The organism is Roseicyclus amphidinii, assembly GCF_030163755.1.
Classification (GTDB): domain Bacteria; phylum Pseudomonadota; class Alphaproteobacteria; order Rhodobacterales; family Rhodobacteraceae; genus Roseicyclus; species Roseicyclus amphidinii.
The window spans coordinates 78280-99223 of record NZ_JASJOE010000006.1; the positions used below are offsets into that span (position 1 = coordinate 78280).

At 68.0% G+C, this 20944-nt stretch carries 26 protein-coding genes; 5 read left to right on the forward strand and 21 right to left on the reverse strand.

Annotation, left to right across the window (positions count from 1 at the left end; all coding sequences use genetic code 11):
• Positions 1 to 8 precede the first annotated feature (8 nt).
• The 11 genes from QQK83_RS03650 to QQK83_RS03700 form a co-directional block, all read right to left on the reverse strand.
• Positions 9 to 596, reverse strand: a complete 588-nt coding sequence (locus QQK83_RS03650; RefSeq protein ID WP_284261799.1) for a tetratricopeptide repeat protein — start codon at positions 594 to 596, stop codon at positions 9 to 11.
• A 38-nt stretch (positions 597 to 634) separates the two neighbouring features.
• Positions 635 to 1621: a type II secretion system F family protein gene (locus QQK83_RS03655; protein WP_284261801.1), complete on the reverse strand. Its 987-nt coding sequence runs from the start codon at positions 1619 to 1621 to the stop codon at positions 635 to 637.
• 15 nt (positions 1622 to 1636) lie between these two features.
• Positions 1637 to 2605 carry a type II secretion system F family protein gene (locus QQK83_RS03660; RefSeq protein WP_284261803.1) on the reverse strand — a complete coding sequence of 323 codons (969 nt, stop codon included), beginning with the start codon at positions 2603 to 2605 and terminating at the stop codon, positions 1637 to 1639.
• Between the two features lie 6 nt (positions 2606 to 2611).
• Complete coding sequence (locus tag QQK83_RS03665) at positions 2612 to 4087, reverse strand: CpaF family protein (RefSeq protein ID WP_284261805.1); 1476 nt, start codon at positions 4085 to 4087, stop codon at positions 2612 to 2614.
• A 20-nt stretch (positions 4088 to 4107) separates the two neighbouring features.
• Positions 4108 to 5424, reverse strand: coding sequence for an AAA family ATPase (locus QQK83_RS03670; protein WP_284261808.1), 1317 nt, complete (start codon positions 5422 to 5424; stop codon positions 4108 to 4110).
• A 248-nt stretch (positions 5425 to 5672) separates the two neighbouring features.
• Positions 5673 to 6272 carry an OmpA family protein gene (locus QQK83_RS03675; RefSeq protein WP_284261810.1) on the reverse strand — a complete coding sequence of 200 codons (600 nt, stop codon included), beginning with the start codon at positions 6270 to 6272 and terminating at the stop codon, positions 5673 to 5675.
• A gap of 37 nt (positions 6273 to 6309) precedes the next feature.
• On the reverse strand, positions 6310 to 7683 hold the full coding sequence (locus tag QQK83_RS03680; RefSeq protein WP_284261811.1) for a type II and III secretion system protein family protein: 1374 nt from the start codon (positions 7681 to 7683) through the stop codon (positions 6310 to 6312).
• Positions 7684 to 7929: 246 nt separating this feature from the next.
• On the reverse strand, positions 7930 to 8760 hold the full coding sequence (cpaB, locus tag QQK83_RS03685; protein WP_284261812.1) for a Flp pilus assembly protein CpaB: 831 nt from the start codon (positions 8758 to 8760) through the stop codon (positions 7930 to 7932).
• Positions 8761 to 8930: 170 nt separating this feature from the next.
• Positions 8931 to 9206, reverse strand: a complete 276-nt coding sequence (locus QQK83_RS03690) for a hypothetical protein (RefSeq protein WP_284261814.1) — start codon at positions 9204 to 9206, stop codon at positions 8931 to 8933.
• 223 nt (positions 9207 to 9429) lie between these two features.
• Positions 9430 to 9675, reverse strand: a complete 246-nt coding sequence (locus QQK83_RS03695; protein WP_284261816.1) for a hypothetical protein — start codon at positions 9673 to 9675, stop codon at positions 9430 to 9432.
• A gap of 269 nt (positions 9676 to 9944) precedes the next feature.
• Entirely contained in the window at positions 9945 to 10190 is a 246-nt protein-coding gene (locus tag QQK83_RS03700) for a hypothetical protein (RefSeq protein ID WP_284261818.1), read from the reverse strand.
• Between the two features lie 243 nt (positions 10191 to 10433).
• On the opposite strand from QQK83_RS03700, the gene QQK83_RS03705 reads away from it, so the two are divergent.
• Entirely contained in the window at positions 10434 to 11294 is an 861-nt protein-coding gene (locus tag QQK83_RS03705) for a lytic transglycosylase domain-containing protein (RefSeq protein ID WP_284261820.1), read from the forward strand.
• Between the two features lie 48 nt (positions 11295 to 11342).
• On the opposite strand, the gene QQK83_RS03710 is transcribed toward QQK83_RS03705, so the two are convergent.
• The 8 genes from QQK83_RS03710 to QQK83_RS03745 all read right to left on the reverse strand — a co-directional run bounded on the left by QQK83_RS03710 (position 11343) and on the right by QQK83_RS03745 (position 16906).
• Positions 11343 to 11732, reverse strand: a complete 390-nt coding sequence (locus QQK83_RS03710; RefSeq protein WP_284261822.1) for an acyl-CoA thioesterase — start codon at positions 11730 to 11732, stop codon at positions 11343 to 11345.
• On the reverse strand, positions 11725 to 12348 hold the full coding sequence (locus tag QQK83_RS03715) for a CoA transferase subunit B (protein WP_284261824.1): 624 nt from the start codon (positions 12346 to 12348) through the stop codon (positions 11725 to 11727). The genes QQK83_RS03710 and QQK83_RS03715 overlap by 8 nt, the downstream gene beginning before the upstream one ends.
• 5 nt (positions 12349 to 12353) lie before the next feature.
• Positions 12354 to 13163, reverse strand: coding sequence for a hypothetical protein (locus tag QQK83_RS03720; protein ID WP_284261826.1), 810 nt, complete (start codon positions 13161 to 13163; stop codon positions 12354 to 12356).
• On the reverse strand, positions 13160 to 14203 hold the full coding sequence (locus QQK83_RS03725) for a GSCFA domain-containing protein (protein ID WP_284261828.1): 1044 nt from the start codon (positions 14201 to 14203) through the stop codon (positions 13160 to 13162). The genes QQK83_RS03720 and QQK83_RS03725 overlap by 4 nt, the downstream gene beginning before the upstream one ends.
• A 9-nt stretch (positions 14204 to 14212) precedes the next feature.
• Positions 14213 to 14914, reverse strand: coding sequence for a CoA transferase subunit A (locus QQK83_RS03730; protein ID WP_284261830.1), 702 nt, complete (start codon positions 14912 to 14914; stop codon positions 14213 to 14215).
• 76 nt (positions 14915 to 14990) lie between these two features.
• Positions 14991 to 16097: a class II histone deacetylase gene (locus QQK83_RS03735; protein WP_284261832.1), complete on the reverse strand. Its 1107-nt coding sequence runs from the start codon at positions 16095 to 16097 to the stop codon at positions 14991 to 14993.
• 164 nt (positions 16098 to 16261) lie between these two features.
• The gene (locus QQK83_RS03740) at positions 16262 to 16504 is read right to left on the reverse strand and encodes a hypothetical protein (protein WP_284261834.1); all 243 of its coding nucleotides are present in this window, start codon (positions 16502 to 16504) and stop codon (positions 16262 to 16264) included.
• A gap of 9 nt (positions 16505 to 16513) precedes the next feature.
• Entirely contained in the window at positions 16514 to 16906 is a 393-nt protein-coding gene (locus QQK83_RS03745; protein ID WP_284261835.1) for a thiol-disulfide oxidoreductase DCC family protein, read from the reverse strand.
• Positions 16907 to 17011: 105 nt separating this feature from the next.
• Here QQK83_RS03745 and QQK83_RS03750 point away from each other — a divergent pair, with 105 nt between their 5' ends.
• The 3 genes from QQK83_RS03750 to QQK83_RS03760 all read left to right on the forward strand — a co-directional run bounded on the left by QQK83_RS03750 (position 17012) and on the right by QQK83_RS03760 (position 18399).
• A complete protein-coding gene (locus QQK83_RS03750) occupies positions 17012 to 17752 on the forward strand; it encodes a M48 family metallopeptidase (RefSeq protein WP_284261836.1) in 741 nt (246 codons plus the stop codon).
• An 84-nt stretch (positions 17753 to 17836) separates the two neighbouring features.
• Positions 17837 to 18091 (forward strand): DUF6455 family protein, encoded by a 255-nt coding sequence (locus tag QQK83_RS03755; RefSeq protein ID WP_284261837.1) that lies wholly within the window; start codon positions 17837 to 17839, stop codon positions 18089 to 18091.
• Between the two features lie 23 nt (positions 18092 to 18114).
• Positions 18115 to 18399 (forward strand): DUF6455 family protein, encoded by a 285-nt coding sequence (locus QQK83_RS03760; RefSeq protein WP_284261838.1) that lies wholly within the window; start codon positions 18115 to 18117, stop codon positions 18397 to 18399.
• Between the two features lie 9 nt (positions 18400 to 18408).
• Here the strand turns inward: QQK83_RS03760 and cutA are convergent, their stop codons facing one another.
• Together cutA and rimO are read right to left on the reverse strand one after the other, a co-directional pair.
• Positions 18409 to 18714 (reverse strand): divalent-cation tolerance protein CutA, encoded by a 306-nt coding sequence (gene cutA, locus QQK83_RS03765; protein ID WP_284261839.1) that lies wholly within the window; start codon positions 18712 to 18714, stop codon positions 18409 to 18411.
• 33 nt (positions 18715 to 18747) lie between these two features.
• Positions 18748 to 20115 carry a 30S ribosomal protein S12 methylthiotransferase RimO gene (gene rimO, locus QQK83_RS03770; RefSeq protein ID WP_284261840.1) on the reverse strand — a complete coding sequence of 456 codons (1368 nt, stop codon included), beginning with the start codon at positions 20113 to 20115 and terminating at the stop codon, positions 18748 to 18750.
• 92 nt (positions 20116 to 20207) lie between these two features.
• On the opposite strand from rimO, the gene QQK83_RS03775 reads away from it, so the two are divergent.
• Positions 20208 to 20944, forward strand: a 737-nt coding sequence (locus QQK83_RS03775) for an AsmA family protein (RefSeq protein ID WP_284261841.1), incomplete at its 3' end; no start/stop codon positions are given.

A 20944-nucleotide genomic window follows, 5' to 3' on the forward strand; every position in this document is an offset into this window, starting at 1 on the left:
GATGCTGTTCACGGGTTGGCGAGAAGCACGAAGACACCCCCGCCGCGCCGGATCAGCCCGGGACCATTCTGGTTGTTGTCCTCACTATAGACCGAATTTTCCATTCGGGCGATAGCCAGTCGAAGGTTGTCCCGAATCGCGTCCGAACGGCCACTATCGAGCGCGAATGCGCGTTCGAAGACGCGCCGTGCCTCGCCCCATTCGGAGCGTTCCATCAGCGCCACGCCGAGGTTGTTCCAGGCCGGCACGAACCTGTCGTCGAGGTCGAGCGCGTCGCGGAACTGCTGTTCGGCCTGTCCGATCCGGCCCAGCCGCAGGTTCGCCGAGCCGATGGCCGTCATCAGGTCGGCATCGAGGCCGCGCTCGGCCGCGGCGCGGTAATAGGCGCGCAAGGCAAGCTCGTATTGCCCCGCATCCATCAGCCGGTCGCCGACCAGAACCTGGTCCACGCCCTCTTCCAGCACCACGGTGCCCGTTGGTGCCGCGACTTCCAGATCGCGCGCCAGCGGATCGAGACGTGCCTCGGTCCCCGGCGCGCCGACACAGGCCGCAAGGCCCGTGCCGCAAATCGTCAGGATGACGAGCCCCCTCATCATGCCCTCCCGGTGTTCTGCGCGATGTCCGCGCGGGTCGATCAGGGCGCGAAGCCCCCTTGCAGGTTCGTTGCGATGCCGTAGACCGAGGGGCCGATCAGGATGATCAGCAGCGGCGGCAGGCAGAACATCATCGTACCAAGTGTCAGCTTGCTGGGAAGCTTGTTCGCCTTTTCCTCGGCCCGCATCACGCGCTTGTCGCGCATTTCCTCGGAATAGACGCGCAGCGCCTCGGCCATGGACGTGCCGAAGGTGGCGGACTGGATCAGCATGGTGACGAAGCTGTTCACGTCCTGGATGCCGACACGGTCGCTCAGGTCGCGCAGCACGCGGATCTTGTCCTTGCCGGCCTTCATCTCGTAGGCGACGATCTCGAATTCCTCGGCAAGCGCGGGGTAGCCCGTGCGGATTTCCTTGGCGACGCGAATGATCGCCTGGTCCAGCGATTGCCCGGCCTCGATACAGACCAGCATGAGGTCGAGCGCATCGGGAAACCCGCTGACGATCTCGTCGGTGCGGTTCTGCACGCGGCGCTGCACCCAGTATTTCGGAGCGTAATAGCCTGCGCAGCCCGGCACCAGCACGGCGAGGATCGTGTTCTGGGCCGACATGCCACCGGCCACAAGGACGTAGACCACCCCGATCAGCAGCGCCCCGATCCCCAGCGCGAACTGGGCGAAGTGAAAGGCCTGCACCGCGCTTTGAGAGCGGTAGCCGGCGCGGACGAGTTGCAGCTGCACCGCGCTGAACTCGGCCTGGTCCTGGGGTTCGAGATACTGGGCGAACCGTTCGAGCCGCTCGTCCTTGCGGCCCCGCCGCAGCCCCGGTGCAGGGTCCAGCGCATCATTGCCCAGCCGCGCGGTCCGGATCTTGTCCAGCGGATCCTTTTTCGGGAACAGGATCGACGGCAGCGCCACGATGATCAGCAGCAACCCGAGCGCACCGACGACGATGAGCGGGCCCATCTCGCCCAGCTGGGCGACGATGGCGTCGTTGGCGCGGGTGTAGAGGTCCGACAGGGCGTTCATGGGGGGTCTCCGTTCTCAGACCTTGATGTTCACGAGCATCTTCATGAAGACCATGTTCATCACGAGCATGACCCCGACGACCGCGCAGGCCGGGATGAAGACGGGCGTTCCGATGATGTCGTCGTAATAGTCCGGCTGCATCACGTTGATGCCGATCAGCGCCAGCAGCGGGAAGACCGACAGGAACATGCCCGACCACTTGGCTTCGCCGGTGATCGCCTTGACCTTGCGGAACAGCTTGAAGCGCGCGCGGATCACGCTGGCCAGCCCTTGCAGGATCTCGGCGAGGTTGCCGCCCGAGGTCTGCTGGATGCCGACGGCCACCGCGAGAAAGCGAAGGTCCTGGCTGTCCAGCCGTTCGGCCATGGCGCGGATCGATTCGGCGACGTCACGGCCATAGGCCGCTTCGTCGGCGATCACGCCAAGTTCCGAGGCGAGCGGGTCCGCGATTTCCTTGGACACGGTGTTGATGGCGGACACGAACGGATGCCCCACGCGCAAGGAGCGGACCATCAGCTCGACGGCGTCGGGAAGCTGCTCGTTGATCATGGCGATCCGTTTCTTCGCCTTGGAGTTGATCCAGTAGTAGATCCCCCCCGCGCCCATGGCGATCGAGACCAGCAGCCGCAGCGGCAGCGAGGCCGAGGTCAGGATGCTGAGGCCGAGGAACGCCGCCACCGCAAGCCCCAGCATGACCAGCATCAGCTGGCCGGGCGTGAAGGCGATGTTCGCCTTCTGCGCCTTGTCGGCGATCAGCGCGTAGAACGGCAGCCGCACAGGGCCGGTGTGCTGTTCCATCTCCTTGCGGAGCTTGGCCAGGACATCCTCGCGCGAGTTCCCGTTCCGCAGCATCGACAGCCGCCGGTTGACGCGGGCGTTCAGGCTGATGGACTTGCCGAAAACGGCCAGGTAGATTCCTTCGACCAGCATGATGATGCCGACGAAGATCCCGATATAGATCAGCGGTTCGATGGACAGTTGCATCGGGGCTCACTCCGCCATGACAGGTTCGTAGATGGACGCCGGCAGGTCGTAGCCCCATTGCCGGAACCGTTCGGAATAATGCGACCGCACCCCGCAGGCGGTGAAATGGCCGATGATCTTGCCGTCGGGCGCAAGGCCGGTGCGCTGGTAGCGGAACACCTCCTGCATCGAGATCACCTCGCCTTCCATGCCGGTCACCTCGGTGATCGAGACCATCCGCCGCGAGCCGTCCTGCAGGCGGCTGGCCTGCACGATCAGGTTCACCGCGCTCGAGATCTGAGACCGCACGGCCTTGAGCGGCATCTCGATGCCGGCCATGGCCACCATGTTTTCGAGGCGCGAACAGGCGTCGCGGGCGTTGTTGGCGTGGATCGTGGTCATCGACCCGTCATGGCCGGTGTTCATGGCCTGCAGCATGTCGATCACTTCCTCGCCGCGGGTTTCGCCGACGATGATCCGGTCGGGCCGCATCCGCAGCGCGTTCCTGAGACAATCGCGCTGCGTGACCGCGCCCTTGCCTTCGACGTTGGGGGGGCGGCTTTCCATCCGGCCGACATGCACCTGCTGCAGCTGCAGTTCCGCGGTGTCCTCGATCGTCAGGACGCGTTCCTTGTTGTCGATGAAGGAGGACAGCGCGTTGAGCGTGGTGGTCTTGCCCGAGCCGGTGCCGCCCGACACGATGACGTTGAGCCGCGTGGACACCGCCGCCTGCAGGTAGACGGCCATCTCCTCGGAGAAGGCACCGAAGCGCACCAGGTCGTCGATGCCCAGCTTTTCCTTCTTGAACTTGCGGATCGACACGAGCGAGCCGTCCACCGCCACCGGCGGCACCATCGCGTTGAAGCGCGAGCCGTCCTTGAGGCGGGCGTCGACATAGGGGTTCGACTCGTCCACCCGGCGGCCGACGGCCGACACGATCTTGTCGATGATGCGCAGAAGGTGGCGCTCGTCCTTGAAGCGCACGTCGCTCAGCTCGAGACGCCCGGCGCGTTCCACGAAGACCCGGTTGGGCCCGTTCACGAGGATGTCGTTGACGGTCTCGTCCTTCAGCAGCGGCTCGAGCGGGCCAAGGCCCGTGACCTCGTCGAACAGCTCGATGTTGAGGGTCTGCCGGTCCTCGCGGTTCAGCACGATGCCCAGCTCGTTGAGCTGCTCGGACACGATGGCCGTGATCTCGCTGCGCAGCTCGGATTCCTTGGCGCTTTCGAGCGCGGCAAGGTTCAGGTTGTCGAGCAGCCGGGAATGCATCTCGGTCTTGATCTCGTCGAGACGCTGGCGCCGCTTGAGATCCTTGTCGCCGTCCGCAACCTGCGCGGCCGGGCGTGGCACCTCGGTCACGACGGCCGGCTTGCGCTGGACGCGCGTGGGTGCCGCCGTCGCCGGCGCGGTGTCATTGGCCACGGTCGCCACCGCGGCATGTGCCGTCGCCTCGGGCAGGGCCACCGCTTCGGGGCGGGCCGCTTTCTTGTATTTTCCGAACATCTCTTAGCCCCCTGTTCGCGTCACTTCGCGGCCGCTTCGGCCAGCATGGCCTTGTGCAAGCCTTCGGCGAGTTTGCGGATTTCCTTGCGCAGGGGATTTTTCCGCGCGCTTTCCATCAGCGTCTGGCCATTGTCCCCGGCCTGCAGCACCGGCCGCCCACCATCGGGCAACTGCGTCGAAACCTTGATGCCAAGGCTTTCCCCCAGCTTCTTCACCCGCGCCTTGCCGCTCAGATCGGTCAGGCCCGGCGCACGGTTGAGAACGAAGTTCAGCTTCTCGACCGGCAGGGTCTCGGCCCTGAGCGCCCTGAGGAACCGCATCGCGTTCTGCGCCGAGCGCATGTCCAGTTCCATCGTGGTGAAATAGACATCCGACAGGGTCAGGACCGTTTCCGTCCACATCACCAGCGTATGCGGCATGTCGATCACGACGATATCGAAACACTGCGTGGCAAAGCCGATCAGCGCCTCCACCTCTTCCGGGCCAATCAGGTCGAGCGGCAGAAGGTCGGGCGGGGCGGGGAAGACCGACAGCTTGCCCTCGTAGCCCAGAAGCGCCTGCTTGAAGGCATCCACGTCCATCGAGCGCGCGTCCTGCAACAGCTCGATCACCATGTCGCGCCGCGGCAGGTCGAGGAAGGTGGACACCGTTCCGGCCTGCAGGTCGAGATCGAGCAGGCAGACCGAGGGGGATTTCTGCTTGTCGATGTTGGCCAGTTCCCAGGCCAGGTTCACCGCCAGCGTCGAGGCACCGGTGCCGCCCGCGATTCCCTGCACGGCGAAGACCGCGGCTTCGCCGCCGATGCGCGGCCCGATCTCGACAGGCGCGGGGGGGGCGAGCGGGGCGGTCGGGGCGGGGGCGGACGCGTCCTCCTCCGGCACGGATGGCACGGATGGCACGGCCGGAACGGCGGCGATGCGCATCGGCGGCGCGTCGCGCATGCGTTCGATGGCGTCATGCAGCGCGCCCTCGGCCAGCGGGTAGGGCACGAAGTCGTCGGCGCCGAGCCGCAACAGCTCGCGCAGCGCCGCCGGGCCGACGTCATGGGCGACCAGGATGCATTTCACCCCGCGCGCCTTGGACGCGACGATCAACTCTCCGATCATGCCGAGGTCCATCTCGTGCTCGGGTGTGACCGCGATGGCAAGGAACTGCAGCTCCGTGGCCTCGGGCTGATCGAGGAAGGCGCGCGCTTCGGCGAAGCCCAGATCGCCCCAGGCCTCCCCCAGCTCGGCTTCCATGTCCTCGATCAGAAGGTCGAAGCGATGCACGTCCTCCGACACCGTGCAGGCCTGGATGCGGGCCGGTTCTGATTTCAAGGCGAGACCGCTGTTCATGTCCTCAAGTCCTGTTCCGCCCGGATTTTCCGGGTCATCATTCTGCTCCGGCGAAGGGCCTCCGCCCAGCCTGCCCCTCCCTCCGAAAGGCGCGGAGGGGTGGGGCTCTGGAAACAGACCGTCGCCGGGAAAAGCGGCAGGAATAGGACGAAACAGGGGAATGAAACGGAGAATTCCGTTGCAGTAAAGGATGTTGTCAGGAACGTCGCACGCGCGCCCGCGACAGGCCGACGGGCGCGTTCACCGCGTCAGCCGCCCGAGCCCGCGTAGTTGCGGTAGATGATCTGCGCAAAGCGCCCGTCCACGACCAGCGGGTTGTCCTGCACGAAGCCGGAGACTTCCGTCACCGTGCGCCGGTTCCGCCGATCCTGCGCGTCGGTCGCCACGAGAGGCTGGGTTTCCCCGAAGGACACGAGCGCATCGAGGCGCGACCGGTCGATGCCGAGGCTCACCAGGTAATCCACCGCCGCCCGCGCCCGGCGCAGGCCGAGCCGGTGGTTGTAGGCGCGGCTTCCGACAAGGTCGGTGTGACCGTAAACCGAGAAGCGCACTTCGGGGAAATGCCGGATGAACGCCGCCTGCAGACCCAGCACCGCCCGCGCGTCCGCATCCAGCGTGGCCGAGTTGAACGCGAAGGTGATGGTGGTTGGCACCTCGCGCGCAAAGCGTTCGGCCAGAACGACCGTGTAGTCCAGCTGGCCGGTCTGGTAGAGGATGTTGTTCATCGTCGGCGCACCGAAGCCGCCCTCGTCGATGCGGCTTCCGGCTTCGCGGTCGCAGCCCGCAACGGCCAGGGTCGCGGCAAGCGTCAGCGCAAGCGCGCGGGCCCTGCGGGCGGGGGGGGGCATGCGAAAGGGGTGTGTCGTTGCGCTGCTGTGCATCGTCTCAATCCATCACGTAGCCATAGGAGCCCGAGAAATCCTGCGCCGCGACATCGGCCGCGGGCGTGCCGGCACGGGGGGCACCCGCCGTGCGGCCCTGCCAGAACAGCTCGTTCTCGGTGGGGATCGTCACGCGGTCTGTCGGAAGCGCCAGCGCCTCGCCGCGGACGGGTGTCACCAGGTGGGCCGTGACGATGATCATCAGCTCGGACTGCTCGCGCTGGTAGCTGGTCGAACGGAACAGCGCACCGAGGATCGGCAGATCGCCCAGCCATGGAACCTTGCCGATCTGGTCGCGGAAGTCGTCCTGCAACAGCCCCGCGATGGCGAAGCTCTCGCCGTCGCGCATCTCGACCACGGTCGAGGCCTCTCGCGTCCGCAGGCCCGGCGTGCCGTCTGCCCCCGCGATACCCGAGTCGATGGCGCTGACGGTCGTCGACAGGTCGAGGTTGATCACGTCATCCGCAACCACCGTGGGTGTGAAGGACAGCTCGATGCCGAAGGGCTGGAACTGCACCGAGACATTGCCGTTCTCGTCGCTGACCGGCACGGGAAATTCGCCACCCGCAAGGAAATCGGCGGTCTGCCCGGACAGGGCCGTCAGGTTCGGCTCGGCCAGCGTGCGCACCAGCCCCTCGGTCTCGAGGGCCTCGAGAAGGATGTTGAATTCGAAGCCCGCCCCGTTCAGGCCAAGGCCGATGACCCCGCCTGGCGCGTTCACGGGAACGGGGAAATCCACGAACTCGCCCGAGTTCGCCCCGAACAGGTTGCCGTTGCTGCCGCCCGCTCCGGTCAGGCTGAGACCCAGTTCCTGCCGAACGGTGCGGCTCATCTCGGCGAAGCGGACCTGCAGCATGACCTGCTGGCTGCCGCCCACGAGCATCAGGTTCGACACCCGGCCCGGCGCATAGCGTTCCGCCAGTTCCATCGCGCGGTCGACGACGCGACCCGAACTGACGGTGCCCGACAGCACGATCCCGTCATTCGCGGTGCGCACCTCGATATGCTCGCCGCGCAGGATCTCGCGCAGGCGTTCGCGCAGCTCGGCCACGTCGGGGGCGACCTGAACGTCGATATTGGCGATCAGGCTGCCATCCGCCCCCAAAAGCGTCATCGTGGTGCGCCCCGGCAAGCGGCCAAGTACGTAGATCGTGCGTTCGGACAGGGTGGCAATGTCGGCAATGGCCGGGTTGGCGATGCTGATCTCGGCGAACAGAGTGTCGCTTTCCACCACCACGGCCCGGTTCAGGGCAACCGAAAGGGTCGCGGTTGTCTGCCCTTCCACGACCCTGAGCGACTGGGCCGTCGTGTCGGTGGTTGCACCGAACACGACCGCGCAACCGATCAGGGCTGCGCGCAAAAAGCCCGACATCTGCATGGTGTTCCTGCCTCTATCTCTACTGCTCGTCGTGGTGTCTTTTGCACCAACTTTTGCGGCACCTTGCCGGAAAAAGAGAAATGGAGCAAGAATCAATAGATTGCGTCGCGCCGTGAATGTTGTTTTTCCGGCACGCTGCGCGAAATCGGCCCCGGAGATGCAGGTGGGGTGCCGCGATCCCGAACGGGGGCGTCCCGACGGCCGTTCGCCGTCGGAACCGTAGGGTGGGCCCGTCAAGGTCAGCGGTCAGTCGGTGCAGGGCACCGGCGTGATCACGACCTCGGCGCCGCGACGGTTGCGCACGGTGCAGATCCGCGGGCCGACCGGGCCTTCGGCCACCTCTTCGCGTTCCCCGAAAAGGGCATCGCGCGAAAACTCGACGGTCTCCGTCTCGCTTTCGTCGTTGATGCCGACCAGCGCGAGGGTCAGGCGGCCGGTGGATTGCGCCTGCGTCAACGCGGCGATTTCCTGCGGCGGGGCCTCGATGGTGATCGTGCGGGCGATGATCGGGTTGTTGCGGTCGGTGTCGGCGATCTGGTCGATGGCGATGATCTGCACGTTCGAACGGATCAGGCGCGTGATGCTTTCGCCGTTGCGGCCCGATCCCGTCCAGTAGACATCCACCCGGTCGCCCGGCCGCAGAAAGCCCGAGACCCCGCCCACCAGGTCGATGCTCATCGAGAAGGCCCGCATGCCCTGGCCCAGCCGCGACGCGACGCCGGCGTCTTCGCCCGGCGCGGTCACCTTGGTGGAAAGAAGCGGCTCGTGGCGTTCCATCGCGCGCAGCACCATCCGCGGCTCTTCATCGCCGGCGGGAAAGATGGCCTCGAGCGTGCTGAACGCGCCGAAGGGCACGAATTCCGCGGGCCAACGCACCGCCTGCACGTCCCGGAGCGAGATCGTCTCGCCGTAGCGCATCGGGCGGCTGACGACGAAGACCGTGGTGGTCGGCAAAATCGCCTGTTCCTGGCGGGCCAGCGCAGTCTGGTACTGCTCGAAGCGTTCCATGGCGATCTTGACGGCGAAGCCGGCAATGCCGATGCCGAGGATCAGCACCAATCCGAAAACGAGTCTCAAGGTTCATCCCTTTCTCTTGTTGCTGCCGGGCGCGGCGCGCCGCACGTCGGCAGGTGACTGCTCACCGGATAGGCTGGGGGAAGACTTTGGCTTTTCCGTGGTCCGGTTGCGGAAAAACCTGTGCCTTCACGCCCCTGCCGTCTTGGCGCGTCCTCGTGGGCCCGGCACGGTCACCCCTCGGGTGTTTCGGGCGTTTCCGGCTCTGCAGGTGTTTCGGGTGTATCGGGCGTGTCGGGGGTGCGGCCGACGAAGGTGGCGAAGCCTTCGGTGTCCGGGTTCGAGGCCAGGAGCGACCCCTGCAATTCGCCCGACAGGTCGTTCATCCCGCCCGACAGGACAAGCGTGGCCGAAAGGCCGAGCGCGACACAGGCGGCGGTCATCCAGACCCAGTCCACCGTGACGATGCCGTCTTCGGCGGCCGCGAAATTTCTGATCAATTCCAGCATGTCAATGGTTCCCTATGAGGGGCCGCTGCGGTGAAATCCGGCGGCTGGGGGCGAGCCTGACCGCGGATCATGGCCGGAAAAGGGCCGTTCGCGGGAATTTGGGGGTCGCAACCGGCAGGTTTTCCGGGCGCGCCCGGGGGACATGAACGACAACGGGCCGCGTGTGTGTCACGCGGCCCGCCATCGGGTCTGCCCTGTGCGGCGCGCGGCGCCGCGGCGGGTATTATTCGGCGTTCTCGATCGCGTCGCCTGCTGCGGCGTTGCCGGCCACGAAGGCGCCGAAGGTCGCGTTCGACGGGTCGGCTTCCAGCAGGCTGGCCTGGATCTCGCCCGAGAGATCCTGGATGCCGCCCGAGACGACGGCCATCACGGCAAGGCCAAGGCCCACGAGGGCGGCGGTCAGGACGACCCAGTCGACGGTCACGGCACCGGATTCGGACTGGGCGAAGTTCTTGATGAGGTTGGTCATTGTGTAGTCTCCAGAGTGGGAACGAGGTGATCGAGGCATCCCGTGGGTGTGTCTCGGTGGGATGAGTGTGGTTTGACCGCGGAACCGGGCGGAAATCGGGCCATCGCGGGAAGTTGTCAGGGCATTTCTACGGTATGTTCCGGGTCGCCTGCCCCGCGTGCGGGCGGCGCATCCGGGAACTTGCCCGGCAAAAGAATTGTGGGCCGCGTGTGTGTCACGCGGCCCGCCATCGGGTCTGCCCTGTGCGGCGCGTAGCGCCGCGGCGGGGATTATTCGGCGTTCTCGATCGCGTCGCCTGCCGCGGCGTTGCCTGCGGTGAAGGCGCCGAAGGTCGCGTTCGACGGGTCGGCTTCCAGCAGGCTGGCCTGGATCTCGCCCGAGAGATCCTGGATACCGCCCGAGACGACGGCCATCACGGCAAGGCCAAGGCCCACGAGGGCGGCGGTCAGAACGACCCAGTCGACGGTCACGGCACCGGATTCGGACTGGGCGAAATTCTTGATGAGGTTGGTCATTGTTCAGCTCTCCAGGTTTGCTTTCTGCATTCACCGCGCCGGGGTCTCTTGGTCCTGTCCGGCTCGGTTGAGGGTGTTGTGCCCCCGGATCGCGGCGGGAATTGGACACTCCCGAGATGATTTTTCGCTCTCTGTCGGGTTCTTTCAGGGCAGATCGCCGGGGCCGCCCGTGCTATGCTCGCGCAAAACGAGACCGGCCCCCTGACCTTGCGGGGCCCGGCAGGATCGAGCGGCGGGCAGAGCATGCGACAGTTATTCCTGCGCTTCGGCGCGGTTCTCCTTGCCGGGGTGATCCCCGGCCTCGTGGCGGCGCAGGACATCGCGCCCCCGCCAGAGCAAGGCAGCATCCGGCGTGTGGCCGCGCCCCCTCCGGGGCACAGCGGGCCGCGCATCACGATCCGGATCACCGCCGAGGAACACGCGCGCAACACCACCCGCCCAGAGGATCTCGCCATCACGCGCCCGGTCGAGGCCGCCCCGGTCCCGGCCGATCCGGCGGCCCCGCAGGCCGAGGCTGCCGCCTGGTTCTGGGCCGGCGTGCCGCCGGGCCTGCCTGCCGATCCCGCGCGCTTCTTCAGCGCGCAGGAGCATATCGCCGCCGCCCCCGAGGCCGCCGACCTCAGCCTGCCGCGGCTTGCGACCCTGCACGCGATCATCACGGCGCATGGCACCGATATCCTCATGGCCAGCGTCGGCACCGGCGTGTCGCCCGCCATGGTGCTGGCCGTGATTGCCGTGGAATCCGCCGGTCGGCCCGATGCCGTCAGTGCCGCGGGCGCGCAGGGGCTGATGCAGCTGATCCCCGCGACCGCCGAGCGGTTCGGCGTGGCCGATCCCTTCGCCCCGGAGCAGAACATCGCGGGCGGTGTGGCCTATCTCGACTGGCTGCTGGCCGAGTTCGAGGGCGATCCGCTTCTGGCGCTTGCAGGCTACAACGCGGGCGAGGGGGCCGTGCGGCGCAACGGCGGCGTGCCCCCCTTCGCGGAAACCCGCGATTACGTGCCCAAGGTGCTGGCGACCTGGATGATGGCGCGCAGCCTCTGCCGCACCCCGCCCGAGCTGGTCTCGGACGGCTGCGTCTTCCTGCCCATCGCGGTGAACTGAGCCGTCCGGCCGGGCGCGTCAGGCAGAGTCAGACCAAGTCAGACCAAGTCAGACCGCATCCGGCAAGGGGCGCGTCACGCCCGATTCCGCGATGGCGACAAAGGTGAAATCCCCCTCGGTCACCAGCATCCGCTCGCCGGTGCGCTGGCGGCGAACCCAGGCCTCGACATGCATGGTGATCGAGGTGCGCCCGGTTCGCGTGATCGCGGTAAAGACCGAGAACAGGTCACCCACCAGAACCGGCGCGTGGAACCTCAGCGCCTCGATCGCCACGGTGGCGCAGCGCCCCTGCGCACGGTCGATCGCGGTGATCCCCGCGGCGATGTCCATCTGGCTCACGACCCAGCCGCCAAACACATCGCCGCCTGAGTTCGTGTCGCCCGGCATCGGCACGGTCTGCAGCGTCAGCGCGCCCTCGGGTTCGCGCGCGTCAGACAAGCGTCGCCTCGGTCGCCGCGCGGAAGTCCTCTTCGGTGACGCCATCGGCCAGCTCGAGCAGCTTCAGCCCGCCGGGGACGACCTCCATCACGCCGAGGTTGGTGATGATCAGGTCCACCACGCCCTTGCCCGTCAGCGGCAGGGTGCATTCCTTCAGCACCTTCGATTCACCGTGCTTGTTGGTGTGGTCCATGACCACGATCACCCGGCCCACGCCCGCCACCAGGTCCATTGCGCCGCCCATGCCCTTGACCAGCTTGCCGGGGATCATCCAGTTGGCCAGATCGCCGTTCTCGGCCACCTCCATCGCGCCGAGGATCGCCATGGCGATCTTGCCGCCGCGGATCATGCCGAAGCTTTGCGCGCTGTCGAAATAGGCGGTGTGGGGCAGCTCGGTGATGGTCTGCTTGCCGGCGTTGATCAGGTCGGGGTCTTCCTCGCCCTCGACCGGGAACGGTCCCATCCCGAGCATCCCGTTCTCGGATTGCAGCGTCACGGTCATCCCCTCGGGGATGTGGTTCGACACCAGCGTCGGGATGCCGATCCCGAGGTTCACGTACATCCCGTCCTGCAGCTCCCGTGCTGCGCGCGCGGCCATCTGGTTGCGGTCCCACATATCGGTCACTCCTTGATCTGTGCTGTCGGGTCTGCCCCGGCGGAGGTCGCGCCAAGGGCTAGCGCAAAGGCGCGGAAAAGCGAAGCGCCAAACGCCGCGTTCATGTGGCGATGATCGTTCAGCACCTTTCCCTCGGTGCGGAAATCCATCGCGCCCATGGCGTAGGCGGGCTTGGTCAGGAACGGGCCTGCCATCGTCTCGGCCGGTTGCGGCACGAAGGTCATGCCGCGGGCCGCCAGCGCGCGGGCCAGCGCGTCGCGGTAGAGCGCATGGAGGCGCGGCAATTCGGGGTGATCGGCGACCGAGGCATAGGGTTCCTGCCGGTGGGGGCCGCGCCGGGTGACGGCGATGGTGGGGTAGGGGGCGAGTGCCGCGAAGACCGGCGCGATACCCCGGAACTGCCGGGCGAGGTGGTCGGCGCGCCCCGCGATCGCCTCCTCCATCGCCGAAAGGAAAGCGGGCGTCGAGATCAGCGGCCTGTCGCGGCGTGTGGGCCAGTCGGCCACGTCGTATTGCGCCGCCATGAACAGCGTTTGCGGCATTCCCAGCGTGTCACCGATGGCGAGAACCGCGTCGAAGCGGGTCAGGTCCAGCGCCGCCGTGCCGTTCACCCGCTCGGCCAGCTTGCGCGCCCCCGCGTCGCCCTCCGCGGGCTGGAACAGGCCCGCCGCGTCGACACCGGCCTCTGCGAACTTGCCGCCGGGCAGGCCGTAGAACGTGACGGACAGGTCCGGATGCTCGGCCGCGATCTCGGCCTCGGCATATTTCACCGCGCCGATGTTGGAGGTTCCCACGACCGCGACCGCCCGCGTCATGGGCGGAAGGCGTCCAGCAGCGCCTCTTCGCACAGGGCGTCGTCGGACATGTCGCCGACATCCTCCGCCACGCCCTCGGGGGCGGGGGCCAGCCCGTGCGACGCGAGGAACAGCGCCATGACGCCCTCGACCACCTCGGGCCTCACGCTGCGCAGGTCGGGGCCAAAGGCACCCCCCGCATGGGCGGGCGACATCACCAGCTCGTAGGAGGGGAAATAGTCGATCCGGTCCGAGCTGTCGCAGGCCATGTCGCAGACCACGCGCAACACCGCCTTGGAGCGCATCGTCGCCGTAAGCACGTGATCCCCGCTCGCGGTCGCCGCCAGCGGCACGGGCGAGACCGTCAGAAGCCAGCGCAGACCGGGGTTCAGCTCGGCCAGCATCTCCTCGAGCGCGGTGAAATCCTCGAGGATCTCGGCCACGCCGTAGTTGCGGAAGACGAAGATGTCGGCGTCATGGTCCCCGGCGATGGTGCCGGGCGCGGTGGGGTAGACGGTGCCGGTCTCGCGGTGCTCCCACCCCTCGGTCAGGCCCAGGGTGAAGACCAGGAGGTCCGCCCCTTCCAGCGCGCGGCCAAGCGCCACGAGGTGCTGCGCCCGCATCTCGGCCACCTGTGCGGGGCTGGTCAGCCCCTCCGGCTCCACGCCGGGGCGCAGCGCGTCCCAGTAGCGGCCATCCTTCTCCCATGCGGGCAGGGCGGGGGTGAAGAGGCCCAGCATCTCCTCGACCAGCTGCCGGAACTGGCGAACGGTGTAGATGTTGCCGGTCCGCGCCGAATAAGTGCCGTAGCCGAAGCGCCGCGCGGTCTCGGGCGGCATGCCGCGCAGGGCCGGTTCCGCGTCGATCACCGACAGGCCCGCGCGCGTCATCGCCGCGCCCACATGCTGCGCAAAGCAGGACCCGGCGGTGAAGACCCGCGTCTCGGGCGTCAGGGGAAAGCGCGGGCGATAGAGGTCGACCAGCTCCAGCGCCCCCACCCCCGCGACGCCGCCACGCCAGAAGGCGCGTTGCGGCTTGCCGCTGTAGGGGGAGCGCGCCATGCGCGTCCCTCAGGCCGCGCGCGGCCGCGTGGTGCGCTGCTCGATCCGCTTCTCGTGCTGCCCCTGGATCAGGCGGTGGACGTAGATGCCCGGCAGGTGGATCGCGTCTGGGTCGAGGCTGCCTGTCGGCACGATCTCCTCCACCTCCATGATGCAGACCTTCCCGCAAATGGCGGCGGGCGGATTGAAGTTGCGGGCGGTCTTGCGGAAGATCGCATTGCCCGTCTCGTCCGCCTTCCACGCCTTGACGATGGAAAGGTCCGCGAAGATGCCGCGCTCGAGGATATACTCCTGCCCGTCGAAGACCTTCACTTCCTTGCCTTCGGCGATCACGGTGCCGACGCCGGTCTTGGTGTAGAAGCCCGGAATGCCCGCGCCGCCCGCCCGCATCCGCTCGGCGAGGGTTCCTTGAGGGTTGAACTCCAGCTCCAGCTCGCCGCTCAGATACTGGCGCATGAACTCGGCGTTCTCGCCGACGTAGGAGGACATCATCTTCTTCACCTGCCGGGTCGCCAAGAGCTTGCCGAGGCCGAAATCGTCGATCCCTGCGTTGTTCGACGCGACGGTCAGGTCCTTCACGCCCGCCTCGACGATGCCGTCGATCAGAAGCTCGGGGATACCACACAGGCCGAAGCCCCCCGATGCGATCAGCATGCCGTCGAAGAGAACCCCGTCCAGCGCCTCAGCCGCCGAGCCATAGACCTTTTTCATCGCCTGTCTTCCCCTGATCTGGTGGTCGCCGCGCACCCTGCCGCCGCGCCGCGGCGAAGTCAACGTGGGCGGGCGCTCAAGCCTCCAGCGCGGCCTCCATCTCGGCCAGCAAGGTCGAGCAATAGGCCTCGAACCGTGGCCCCGGCTGTTGCGAGGTGATGCGCTCGGCCAAGGGGTCGGGCGCGGTGATGTCGCTGCCCGACAACGCCTCGAGCACCGCATGGCCGCAGAAGGGGACATGCGCCTCGGAATAGCCGCCCTCGTGGGTGAGGACGAGCTTGCCCTCGCACAACTCGCTCGCCGCCTCCATCACCATCTCGGTCAGCGCGCGGAACGTGTCCGAGCCGGCCATCATCCGGCCCAGCGGGTCCACGCCCGAGGCGTCGAAGCCGCAGGCCACGACGATCACGTCCGGCCGGAAGGCGTGCAGTTGCGGGATCACCAGCCGTTCCATCGCCTCGAGATAGGTGGCATGCCCGCCGCCCGGCGGCAGGGGCACGTTGAGGTTCAGCCCCGCACCGGCACCCGCGCCGCGATCCTCGAAATCGCCCGAGTCGCGGGGATAGTTCCGCTCCTGGTGGATCGAAACGGCCAGCGTGTCCGCCCGCTCGTAATAGATCGCTTCCGTCCCGTTGCCGTGGTGGACGTCCCAGTCGATCACCGCGATCCGCTCGGCAAGCCCCGCGGCCCGCGCCGCCTCGCAGGCGATGGCGATGTTGTTCAGCAGGCAAAAGCCGTTGGGGAAATCCGGCAGGCAATGGTGCCCCGGCGGGCGCGAGAGCGCATAGGCGTTGTCGAGCCGCCCCTGCAGCACGTCGAAGAGCGCAGCCTTGGTCAGCCCCGCCGAGAGGCAGGCGATGTCATAGCCATCCGGCCCGAAGGGCGTGCGCAGGCCCAGCTCGCCGCCGCCTTCGGCCGACTTGCGGCGGAAGGTCTCGACGTAGTCGCGCGGATGGATGCGCAGCAGGTCCTCCTCGGTCGCGGGTTGGGCCGAGGGGGTGGCCAGCTCGGCCATCAGGCCCGTGACCTCGACAAGGTTCTTGAAGCGGCGCTTCGTCTCGGGGTTTTCCGGCAGTCCGCCCGCCGTCGGGGGTTGCATCAGCCCGCCCACCGGAACGAGGAAACTGTAGTTGCCGCCCGAATGCCAGAAACAGCGTTCGTTGACGAAAAATCCTGTCGACATGGTGCCCGTCCCCTTCCGTTCGGGCGCAGTATGTGGCCGTGCGCGGGGGGTGTAAACCGCGATGCGGGGGCTGTGGATGACCCTGTGAGGAGGATGCGAAACGGCATGGTCGCGGCCCGTCAAAGCGGGAAACCGGGCCCGGAATGCAGAATTGCGAAAAGCCGTCAGCGCCCCGGTTCGAGCTTGTAGGCCCCTTCCGGCAGGTCCAGCGCCGCGGCGAGGTCGCGCAGCTGCGTCATGGACAGGGTCACCGTCTGTTCGCGGTCGGTCCGTGGATCGTATTGCACCACGGTCACGCATTCGTCGAAGGCCGAGATGATGACGTCTTCCTGCAAGCGGACCCCCGCCTCGCCGTCATCGACAAGGGTGATCACGGTGGCGTCGAAATCGTGCTCGATGGTGAACATGGCCCCAGCCTAGGCCCGCCCGTCCGGCCCCGCAAGCCCGCGCGCTTCGCGCCGCATCTGCTTGCGGTAGAGCCACGGGGCGGCCATCCGGTTGTAGAGCAGATCGGCCAACTGCCGCAGCCCCGGCATCATCGCCAGCCTTGCCATCCACCCCATGCCGGGCAGCGCTTCCCAGATCGCGGCGAAGGCGGGCACCCCGCTGACGATGCGCCCGTCGGGAAGGGCCGCGTGCATCCGCCGCTTCGCCTGGTCCGGCGTCAGTTGCCAGCCACCCAGATCGGCGCGGTTCAGGTCTTCGAAGACCAGCGGCGCGCCCGCGGTCTCGGCCCGCTTGCGGTAATGGGCGATCTCGGCCCGGCAGATCGGGCAGCGGTCGTTGTAGAGAATGCGCGTCTGGCTCATGCCCTCGGACCTATCGCAGCGCGTCCAGGGGTCAAGCGGGGGCACAAGGCCGTGATGCCTCTGGACGGTGCGGGCGGGGCGGCTAGGCTTTCGACCACCATGCCGATGTTGCGCCCCCTCCTTCCGGTCCTTGCCGCCGTGCTTGCGCTGGCGGGCTGTGTGTCGGGCGTTGCGCCGACCGCTCCGCCGCCCGGCGGGGTCGAAGCCGCAGCCGCAGCCGAAACCGAGGCCGAGCTTGCCGCCCGCGCCCGGCAGGCCGTGCTGAACTTCGACGAGGTCGTGACCCGCGTCGAACCCGTGGCCGAACAGGTCTGCCGAGAGGAAACGCCGGACCAGCCTTGCGATTTCGTGATCTATGTCGACCGGGCACCCGACAGCGGCGTCAACGCCTTCCACACGCTCGACCCGCAGGGGCAGCCCGCGATCATCTTCACCCTTGGCCTGATTGCCGAGGCCCGGAACACCGACGAGCTGGCCTTCATCATGGGTCACGAGGCCGCCCATCACATCGCGCGGCACCTGCCGCTGGGGCAACGCCGCGCCGTCGAAGGGGCCGAGGCCTTCGCCCGCATCGCCCAGGCGCGCGGCGCCGGAGCCGCGCAGATCGACGAGGCTGCGCAGCTCGGCGCGCTTGTGGCCAGCCGCGAATTCGGCCAGCAGGCCGAACTCGAGGCCGATGCCATCGGCACGATCATCGCCGCCCGTGCGGGCTATGACCCGCTCAGGGGGGCCGCCTTCTTCACGCGGTTCCCCGACCCCGCCCGCGCCTTCCTGTCGACCCATCCCACCAACGCCGCGCGCATCGGCGTGGTGCGGCGGACGCTTGCTGCCCTCGGCCCCTCTTGATCTGCGTCAAGGCGGCGCGGCCCCGCGTCGATAGGCTTTGCCCATCGGAACGGGCCCATGCGCCACGTGAAAAGGGGTGATGCCATGCCGGGCAAACTGACACGCGACCGCCACGAGGGTCTTATGACCCGCATGGCCGAAACCCTCGGGGCGGATCTCGATGCCGCGGAACTGCGCGGCGCGTTGCCGCCCGAAATGCGCAAGGACATGCTGCAGGCCTGCACCGGCTGCTCCGACCCGACGGCTTGCGGGCACTGGCTGGCCACCCATGATCGTGCCGAGGCCGCGCCGGGGTATTGCCGCAACGGCGATCTTCTGGCCCGGCTTGCCGCCGAGTGACACGGTCTGACCGGGGGGCACCGATGGGACAGGCCAATCCCCGCCCGTTGGGCGATGCGAAGCGCCATTACTGGCTGGCGCTCGGCATGGCGCAGGCCACCGGGGCAGAGCTTCAGCGCGCGTTGGAGACGGGGGTGATCACCCATGCCGACTGGGCGCAGGCGGTTCAGCGGTGCCGCGGGTGCGGCTGGGCCGAAGGCTGCGCCTGCTGGATGGCCGCGCAGGAGACGGGCAAGGCCGCCGTCCCCGCGGCCTGTCCCAACGCCCAGCTCTTCACCCGCGCGGTCGCGGCGCCCGACCCGGCCTGAGCCCGCCCCTCAATGCGTTTCGCGCGCCAGCCAGTCAGCGGCGTCTTGCGTCGTCTCCAGCCTTTCCCACGTGATCACCGGCACGTCATAGGGGTGTTCGGCCTCGAGAAAGGCCACCAGCGCCGCGCGCGCGGCGTCAGAGGTCTTGAAGATCACCATCACCTCGGTGTCCTCGGCAATCTCGCCCTGCCAGTGATAGAGGCTGCGCACCCCCTCGAGGATGTTGGCGCAGGCGGTGACATGCTCGGCCAGCGCCGCGCGGGCCAGCCGCTCGGCGCTGTCGCGGTCGGGGCAGGTGGTGGTGACATGGATCATGGCCCGCAGTGTAGCGCCAACGGGCCGCGCGGCTCAAGTCAGGCGGCTGCCCCAGAGGTCGTAATCGCTGGCCTCGTCCACCTCGACCTCGACGAAGTCGCCGGGGGCCAGCCCGTCGAACCCCTCGTCGATGAACAGGTTGCCGTCGATCTCGGGCGCATCCGACATGGTCCGGCAGGTCGCGCCCTCGTCGTCCACGGCGTCGACCAGAACGGTCATCCGCTGCCCGACCTTGGCGGCGAGTTTCGCCTCGGAAATCGCCTGCGCCTTTTCCATGAAGCGGTCCCACCGCTCCTGTTTGACCTCGGCGGGCACATGGTCGGGCAGGGCGTTGGACCGCGCGCCGTCCACGTTCTCGTACTGGAAGCAGCCGACCCGGTCGAGCTGCGCCTCGTCCAGCCAGTCGAGCAGGGTCTGGAACTCCGCCTCGGTCTCGCCGGGGTAGCCCACGATGAAAGTCGAGCGCAGCGTGATCTCGGGGCAGTCGCGCCGCCACGCCGCGATCTCGTCCAGCGTGCGCGAGGCCGCGGCGGGCCGCGCCATGCGCTTCAGCGTGTCGGGATGGGCATGCTGGAACGGGATGTCGAGATAGGGCAACAGCCCGTTCGACGCATCCGCCATCAGCGGGATCAGCTCGCGCACATGCGGGTAGGGGTAGACATAGTGCAAGCGAACCCAGGCTCCGAGTGTGGACAAGTCTCTGGATAGATCGAGGATCGGAAACTTGACCTCGCGCCCTTTCCAGTCGGTGCCATAGGCCGACGTGTCCTGCGAGATCACGAGGATTTCCTTCACCCCCGCCTCGACCAGCTTCTCGGCCTCGCGCATCACCGCCTTGGCGGGGCGCGACACCAGCCGCCCGCGCATGTCGGGGATGATGCAGAAGCGGCACTTGTGGTCGCAGCCCTCGGCGATCTTGAGATAGCTGTAATGGCGCGGCGTCAGCTTCACGCCCGCGGGCGGCAGCAGGTCGACGAAGGGATCGGGGCTGGGCGGCACCGCGGCATGGACCGCGTCGAGCACCTGTTCGTATTGATGCGGGCCGGTCACCGCCAGAACCTTGGGATGCGCGCCGGTGATATACTCGGGCTCGGCGCCCAGGCAGCCGGTCACGATCACCCGCCCGTTCTCGCGCAGCGCCTCGCCGATGGCATCCAGGCTTTCGGCCTTGGCGCTGTCGAGGAACCCGCAGGTGTTCACGATCACCGCCTCGGCCCCCGCGTAATCGGGCGAGATGGCGTAGCCCTCGGCCCGGAGCCGCGTCAGGATGCGTTCGCTGTCGACCAGCGCCTTGGGACACCCAAGTGAGACCATCCCGATCCGGGGCTGGCCGGGGCGGGCGTCGTCGGAAAAGCGGGCGCGCGCGAGGTCCGGGCGCAGGTCGGGTGGGTTCTGGCTCATGACCGAGCCAGATAGCCCGTTGCGCGGCGAAGGGGAAGACAGGCCGCCCCGCTTCGCGCTAGACTCTGCCCAAAACAGGCAAGGGGTGTGCGATGCGCTGGATCATTCGTTTGCTGGGCGCGGTCGCGCTGGTCGCCGTTCTCGCGTTGGGGGTGGTGTTCGCCGTCCCGACGGACCGGATCGCCGCGGTCGCCGCCGACCGGCTCGGCCAGTCGCTCGGCCGCGAGGTGACGCTGTCGGGCGAGGTGCGCCCGACCCTCTGGCCGCATCTGGGCGTGCGCGCCGCGGGTCTGCGTGTGGGCAACCCCGACTGGGCCGGAGACGCGCCCCTGATCGCGGCCGAGGCGCTGTCGGTCCGGGTGCCGTGGTCGGCGATCCTCGCCGGAGAGGTGCAGATCGACGAGATCACGCTGGTCGCCCCCGAGATCACGCTGGTCCGCGCCGCCGATGGCCGCGTCAGCTGGGCCTTCTCCGACGCCGCGGAGCCGAGCGGCACGAACTCGGCGGGCCCGGCCCGCCCGCTCACCATCACGGCGGCCGAAATCAGCGATGGCGCGCTGACCTGGCGGGATGAAGCCGCCGGGCAGGATGTGCGCATCACCGGGCTGGAGGCCCGGCTGGCCTTGCCCGCCGACGGCACGGCCCGCGTGGCGGGCGCGGCCAATGTGAACGGCACGCAGGTGACGCTCGACGCCACGGCCGCGCGGCTGCCCGCGCTGCTGGAGGGCGGATTGAGCGACCTGGAGCTTGCGCTGGACTGGTCCGGCGGCGAGTTGCGCTTTGCCGGTCGCGGCGCGCTGGCCCCGGCGCTCGAGGGCGCGCTGTCGGG

What these genes read in the sequence shown, in the direction of transcription:
- QQK83_RS03760 (WP_284261838.1), top strand. Translation starts at nt 18,115, where the DNA reads ATGGGACAGGCCAATCCCCGCCCGTTGGGCGATGCGAAGCGCCATTAC.
- QQK83_RS03665 (WP_284261805.1), bottom strand. Translation starts at nt 4,087, where the DNA reads ATGTTCGGAAAATACAAGAAAGCGGCCCGCCCCGAAGCGGTGGCCCTG.
- QQK83_RS03690 (WP_284261814.1), bottom strand. Translation starts at nt 9,206, where the DNA reads ATGCTGGAATTGATCAGAAATTTCGCGGCCGCCGAAGACGGCATCGTC.
- cutA (WP_284261839.1), bottom strand. Translation starts at nt 18,714, where the DNA reads ATGATCCATGTCACCACCACCTGCCCCGACCGCGACAGCGCCGAGCGG.
- QQK83_RS03740 (WP_284261834.1), bottom strand. Translation starts at nt 16,504, where the DNA reads ATGTTCACCATCGAGCACGATTTCGACGCCACCGTGATCACCCTTGTC.
- QQK83_RS03720 (WP_284261826.1), bottom strand. Translation starts at nt 13,163, where the DNA reads ATGACGCGGGCGGTCGCGGTCGTGGGAACCTCCAACATCGGCGCGGTG.
- QQK83_RS03715 (WP_284261824.1), bottom strand. Translation starts at nt 12,348, where the DNA reads ATGTGGGACCGCAACCAGATGGCCGCGCGCGCAGCACGGGAGCTGCAG.
- QQK83_RS03750 (WP_284261836.1), top strand. Translation starts at nt 17,012, where the DNA reads ATGTTGCGCCCCCTCCTTCCGGTCCTTGCCGCCGTGCTTGCGCTGGCG.
- QQK83_RS03705 (WP_284261820.1), top strand. Translation starts at nt 10,434, where the DNA reads ATGCGACAGTTATTCCTGCGCTTCGGCGCGGTTCTCCTTGCCGGGGTG.
- QQK83_RS03660 (WP_284261803.1), bottom strand. Translation starts at nt 2,605, where the DNA reads ATGCAACTGTCCATCGAACCGCTGATCTATATCGGGATCTTCGTCGGC.
- QQK83_RS03650 (WP_284261799.1), bottom strand. Translation starts at nt 596, where the DNA reads ATGATGAGGGGGCTCGTCATCCTGACGATTTGCGGCACGGGCCTTGCG.
- QQK83_RS03730 (WP_284261830.1), bottom strand. Translation starts at nt 14,914, where the DNA reads ATGAAAAAGGTCTATGGCTCGGCGGCTGAGGCGCTGGACGGGGTTCTC.
- QQK83_RS03700 (WP_284261818.1), bottom strand. Translation starts at nt 10,190, where the DNA reads ATGACCAACCTCATCAAGAATTTCGCCCAGTCCGAATCCGGTGCCGTG.
- QQK83_RS03725 (WP_284261828.1), bottom strand. Translation starts at nt 14,203, where the DNA reads ATGGCGCGCTCCCCCTACAGCGGCAAGCCGCAACGCGCCTTCTGGCGT.
- QQK83_RS03670 (WP_284261808.1), bottom strand. Translation starts at nt 5,424, where the DNA reads ATGAACAGCGGTCTCGCCTTGAAATCAGAACCGGCCCGCATCCAGGCC.
- QQK83_RS03675 (WP_284261810.1), bottom strand. Translation starts at nt 6,272, where the DNA reads ATGCCCCCCCCCGCCCGCAGGGCCCGCGCGCTTGCGCTGACGCTTGCC.
- QQK83_RS03755 (WP_284261837.1), top strand. Translation starts at nt 17,837, where the DNA reads ATGCCGGGCAAACTGACACGCGACCGCCACGAGGGTCTTATGACCCGC.
- QQK83_RS03735 (WP_284261832.1), bottom strand. Translation starts at nt 16,097, where the DNA reads ATGTCGACAGGATTTTTCGTCAACGAACGCTGTTTCTGGCATTCGGGC.
- QQK83_RS03680 (WP_284261811.1), bottom strand. Translation starts at nt 7,683, where the DNA reads ATGCAGATGTCGGGCTTTTTGCGCGCAGCCCTGATCGGTTGCGCGGTC.
- QQK83_RS03745 (WP_284261835.1), bottom strand. Translation starts at nt 16,906, where the DNA reads ATGAGCCAGACGCGCATTCTCTACAACGACCGCTGCCCGATCTGCCGG.
- QQK83_RS03655 (WP_284261801.1), bottom strand. Translation starts at nt 1,621, where the DNA reads ATGAACGCCCTGTCGGACCTCTACACCCGCGCCAACGACGCCATCGTC.
- QQK83_RS03695 (WP_284261816.1), bottom strand. Translation starts at nt 9,675, where the DNA reads ATGACCAACCTCATCAAGAACTTCGCCCAGTCCGAATCCGGTGCCGTG.
- rimO (WP_284261840.1), bottom strand. Translation starts at nt 20,115, where the DNA reads ATGAGCCAGAACCCACCCGACCTGCGCCCGGACCTCGCGCGCGCCCGC.